At 72.0% G+C, this 4,134-nt stretch carries 6 protein-coding genes and 1 pseudogene; 4 read left to right on the top strand and 3 right to left on the bottom strand.

Features of this window, described 5'->3' with window-relative positions:
- Positions 1–525, bottom strand: a pseudogene (locus D183_RS0113200) (carboxylating nicotinate-nucleotide diphosphorylase); the annotation flags it as partial.
- Positions 522–791 carry a Trm112 family protein gene (locus D183_RS0113205; protein WP_010342118.1) on the bottom strand — a complete coding sequence of 90 codons (270 nt, stop codon included), beginning with the start codon at positions 789–791 and terminating at the stop codon, positions 522–524. The gene D183_RS0113205 and the pseudogene D183_RS0113200, both read right to left, overlap by 4 nt.
- Positions 792–849: 58 nt before the next feature.
- On the opposite strand from D183_RS0113205, the gene purE reads away from it, so the two are divergent.
- Both purE and D183_RS0113215 read left to right on the top strand, forming a co-directional pair.
- Positions 850–1,353: a 5-(carboxyamino)imidazole ribonucleotide mutase gene (gene purE / locus D183_RS0113210; RefSeq protein WP_017909417.1), complete on the top strand. Its 504-nt coding sequence runs from the start codon at positions 850–852 to the stop codon at positions 1,351–1,353.
- Positions 1,350–2,498, top strand: a complete 1,149-nt coding sequence (locus D183_RS0113215) for a 5-(carboxyamino)imidazole ribonucleotide synthase (RefSeq protein WP_017909418.1) — start codon at positions 1,350–1,352, stop codon at positions 2,496–2,498. The genes purE and D183_RS0113215 overlap by 4 nt, the downstream gene beginning before the upstream one ends.
- Before the next feature lie 97 nt (positions 2,499–2,595).
- On the opposite strand, the gene D183_RS0113220 is transcribed toward D183_RS0113215, so the two are convergent.
- Positions 2,596–3,174, bottom strand: coding sequence for a superoxide dismutase (locus tag D183_RS0113220; RefSeq protein WP_017909419.1), 579 nt, complete (start codon positions 3,172–3,174; stop codon positions 2,596–2,598).
- A 125-nt stretch (positions 3,175–3,299) separates the two neighbouring features.
- On the opposite strand from D183_RS0113220, the gene grxD reads away from it, so the two are divergent.
- Together grxD and D183_RS0113230 are read left to right on the top strand one after the other, a co-directional pair.
- The gene (gene grxD, locus D183_RS0113225; RefSeq protein ID WP_010342114.1) at positions 3,300–3,620 is read left to right on the top strand and encodes a Grx4 family monothiol glutaredoxin; all 321 of its coding nucleotides are present in this window, start codon (positions 3,300–3,302) and stop codon (positions 3,618–3,620) included.
- Positions 3,617–4,134 (top strand): SDR family NAD(P)-dependent oxidoreductase (locus D183_RS0113230; protein ID WP_017909420.1); only part of this gene is annotated, 518 nt, incomplete at its 3' end. The genes grxD and D183_RS0113230, both read left to right, overlap by 4 nt.

A 4,134-nucleotide genomic window follows, 5' to 3' on the forward strand; every position in this document is an offset into this window, starting at 1 on the left:
GTGGTTTTCCTTGAGCATCACCGTGTCGTACAGGCCGATGCGGTGGTTGCTGCCGCCGCCGCAGCGCACCGCGTACTTCTGCGCCAGGCGCAGGCCAGGCAGGGTCTTGCGCGTGTCCAGGATGCGCGCGCCGGTGCCGGCGACCGCGGCCACGTAGGCGGCGGTGGCGGTGGCGGTGGCCGACAGGGTCTGCAGGAAGTTCAGCGAGGCGCGCTCGGCGCTGACCAGGGCGCGACTGCGCCCGTGCAGCAACGCCAGCACCGTACCGGCGGCCACGCGCTGGCCTTCGCTCACCTGCCAGTCGATGCGGACCTGCGGATCCAGCGCCTGGTGGCAGGCGTCGAACCAGGGGCGGCCGGCGATCACGGCGTCCTGCTTGCACAGCAGGTAGGCGCTGTCGGCGCGGTCGGGCAGCAGCGCGGCGGTGACGTCGCCGCTGCCGAGATCCTCGGCCAGCGCACGCGCGACGTCGGCGGCGATCAGCTCCGCGGCGGGCGCCTGCGGCGGCGCCATGTCGCGGCTCATTTGGCCGGGAAGTCGGCGAGCTGGGCGGTGCCGATGGCCTCTTCGGCCAGCAGCACCGGGATGCCGTCGTCGACGCGGAACACCTGCTTGCGGTCGCGGGTGATCAGGGCTTCGCGCAGCGGTTGCGCCTGCGCACTGCCATCGGCGCGCTGCACGCCGCCGGCGGCGATGGCGCGGTTCAATGCCTCCAGGCCGCGCGCCTCCAGCAGCGCCAGCGGTTGGCGGGTGTCGGGCGAGCACAGCAGGTCGAGCAGTTTGCGGTCCATCCGGTCTTCGTCTTGCGTGGAAGACGGCTAGAATACGTCTTTAAGGCAGGGGACGGCCATGACCTCCAAGCAAACCGCGCCGCTCGTCGGCATCGTGATGGGTTCCCGCTCCGACTGGGAGACCATGCAGCATGCGGCGCAGAAACTCGATGCGCTGGGTGTGCCCTATGAAGTGAAGGTGGTGTCGGCGCACCGCACGCCGGATGTGTTGTTCTCCTATGCCGAGCAAGCGGCCGGGCGCGGCCTGCGCGCGATCGTGGCCGGCGCTGGCGGCGCCGCGCACCTGCCGGGCATGCTCGCGGCCAAGACCGCGGTGCCGGTGCTGGGCGTGCCGGTGCAGTCCAAGGCGCTCAACGGCATGGACTCGCTGCTGTCGATCGTGCAGATGCCGGCCGGCATCCCGGTGGCCACCTTCGCGATCGGCAATGCCGGCGCGGCCAACGCCGCGCTGTTCGCCGCGGCGATGCTGGCCCACGACCACGCTGAGATCGGTGCCGCGCTGGGCGAGTTCCGTCAGCGCCAGACCGACGACGTGATGGCCAAGGACGATCCGCGCCAATGACCACCGTCGGCATCCTGGGGGCGGGGCAGTTGGCACGCATGATGGCGGTGGCCGGCGTGCCGCTGGGCCTGCGCTTCGCGCTGCTGGATCCGGCGGCCGATGCCTGCGCCGGACAGGTCGCGCCGCTGCGGGTCGGCGACTATGCCGACCGAGCCGCGCTGGCCGCGTTCGCGGACGCGGTCGACGTGGCGACCTTCGATTTCGAGAACGTGCCCGCGGATAGCGCGGCTGCCCTGGCCGGGCAGGTGCCGGTGTTCCCGAGCCCGGATGCGCTGGCCGTGGCGCAGGATCGCCTGGCCGAGAAGACCCTGTTCCGCGAGCTCGGCATTCCCGTGCCGGCGTTCGCCGCGATCGACACCCGCACCGATCTGGACGCGGCGCTGGCGCAGGTCGGCACGCCGTGCATCCTCAAGACCCGCCGGCTCGGTTACGACGGCAAGGGCCAGTTTCGCATCGCCTCCGCCGCCGACGCCGATGCGGCCTGGGCGGCGCTGGGCGCGCAGGCGGCCAGCGTCGGCTTGATCGCCGAGGCGTTCGTCCCGTTCCAGCGCGAGGTCAGCGTGGTGGCGGTGCGCGGCCGCGACGGCGAGTTCCGCACCTGGCCGCTGACCGAGAACTGGCATGTGCACGGCGTGCTGTCGGCCAGCCTGGCGCCGGCGCAGGCCGATGCCGCGCTGGAGCAGGCGGCGGTGGCGCATGCGCGTGCCCTGGCCGAACGCCTGCAGTACGTCGGTGTGTTCGCGCTGGAACTGTTCTGCCGCGACGGCGAACTGCTGGCCAACGAGATGGCCCCGCGCGTGCACAACTCCGGCCACTGGACCATCGAAGGCGCGGAGACCTCGCAGTTCGAGAACCACCTGCGCGCGGTACTGGGGCTGCCGCTGGGCTCCACCCGCATGCGTGGCCATGCCTGCATGCTCAACTGGATCGGCGCGATGCCCGACGCCGCACCGGTCCTGGCGCAGCCCGGCGGGCATTGGCACGACTACGGCAAGGAGCCGCGCGAAGGCCGCAAGGTCGGCCACGCCACCCTGCGCGAGGACACGCCGGAGGCGCTGGCGCTGGCGCTGCAGATCGTGGGCGCGCAACTGCAGCGCGAGGCCCAGGTCGCCCCGGTGATCGCCGCGTTACGCGGCGAGCGCTGAACCAGCAGCAGGAGCGCCCAGGCCACGCCTGGGCCAGGAACCGGCAGCCACGGCCGCCGCTCCTGCGAATCCCCAATCCCGACTCCCCAATCCCCGCTCAACGCAGATTGGACGCCGCGAACTCCCAATTGACCAGTTTCCAGAACGCCTGCAGATAGCGCGCGCGGTCGCCGGGGTGGTCGGTGTAGTAGGCGTGTTCCCAGACGTCGCAGGCCAGCAGCGGCGTGTCGTCGCCAGTCAGCGGGGTGCCGGCGTTGGCGGTGCTGACCACGGCCAGGCTGCCGTCGGGACGCTGCACCAGCCAGATCCAGCCGGAGCCGAATAGCGCCAGGGCCATGCGCTCGAACTCGGCCTTGAACCGGGCCACGTCGCCGAAACTCCTGGTCAGGCGCTCGCCGAGCGCGCCGCCCGGTTCGCCGCCGCCGCGCGGGCGCAGGCCGCGCCAGTAGAACTCGTGATTCCAGACCTCGGCCGCTTCCTGGAACAGCCGGCCCTGCGCGCGCCGCAGCAGGTCCGGCAGCGCCAGCTCGGCCAGGTCGCTGCCGGCGAGCCGCGCATTGAGCCGTTCCACCAACGCGCGCTGGTGCTGGCCGTGGTGCTGTTCCACCGCGGCGGCGGACAGGTGCGGGGCCAGCGCCGCAGCGGCGTAGGGCAGGGGAGCGAGTTCGATGGGCATGGATCCTCTGGCGGTTTCGGGCGCGCGTCGCGGTACTGCCGCGCGCAGGGCTTACACTATGCGGCTACGCGAGAGTCTAGCCGACCGCCAAGGTCGTTCTTTCGCCCCAGCAGGAGAGAACCCGCATGCAGGTGATGGAGCGCATCCAGGCCGACGTCGAACGCCATCCCATCGTGTTGTTCATGAAGGGCACGCCGCAGTACCCGATGTGCGGCTTTTCCAGCCGCGCGTTGCAGGCGTTGCTGGCCGCCGGCGCCGACCGCCTGCACACCGTCAACGTGCTCGACGAGCCCGAGATCCGGGCCAATCTGCCGCGCTATTCGAACTGGCCGACGTTCCCGCAGCTGTTCATCCATGGCGAGTTGATCGGTGGCTGCGACATCACCATGGAACTGTTCGAGTCCGGCGAGTTGCAGCGCATCGTGACCGAGGCCTACCAGTCGTGAGTGCGCTTGCGTCGCCGCAGGCCGGCGCGCTGGCGCAGCGGGTGGTCCTGGTCAGCGGCGCCGCCGGCGGGCTCGGCAGCGCTGCGGCGCTGGCCTGCGCCCAGGCGGGGGCCACCGTGGTCCTGCTCGGTCACAAGCCGGCACGCTTGAACCGCGTCTACGACGCAATCGCCGCGGTCGGCGCCGCGCCGCTGCTGTACCCGCTGGACCTGCTCGGCGCCACTCCGCCGGACTACGCGACCCTGGCCGAGCGCCTGCAGGGCGAGCTCGGCCGCCTGGACGGGCTGCTGCACTGCGCCGCCGACTTCGCCGGGCTGACCCCGTTCGAGCATGCCGATCCGGCCCAGTTCGCGCGCGCGATCCACGTCAACCTGACCGCCGCGGCCTGGCTGACCCAGGCCTGCCTGCCGTTGCTGCGACAGGCCGAGGATGCCGCGATCGTGTTCGCGGTGGACGATCCGGCGCGGGTCGGCCAGGCCTACTGGGGCGGCTACGGCGCGGCCCAGCACGGCCG

It is taken from the genome of Xanthomonas sp. SHU 199 (genome assembly GCF_000364665.1).
GTDB lineage: Bacteria > Pseudomonadota > Gammaproteobacteria > Xanthomonadales > Xanthomonadaceae > Xanthomonas_A > Xanthomonas_A sontii.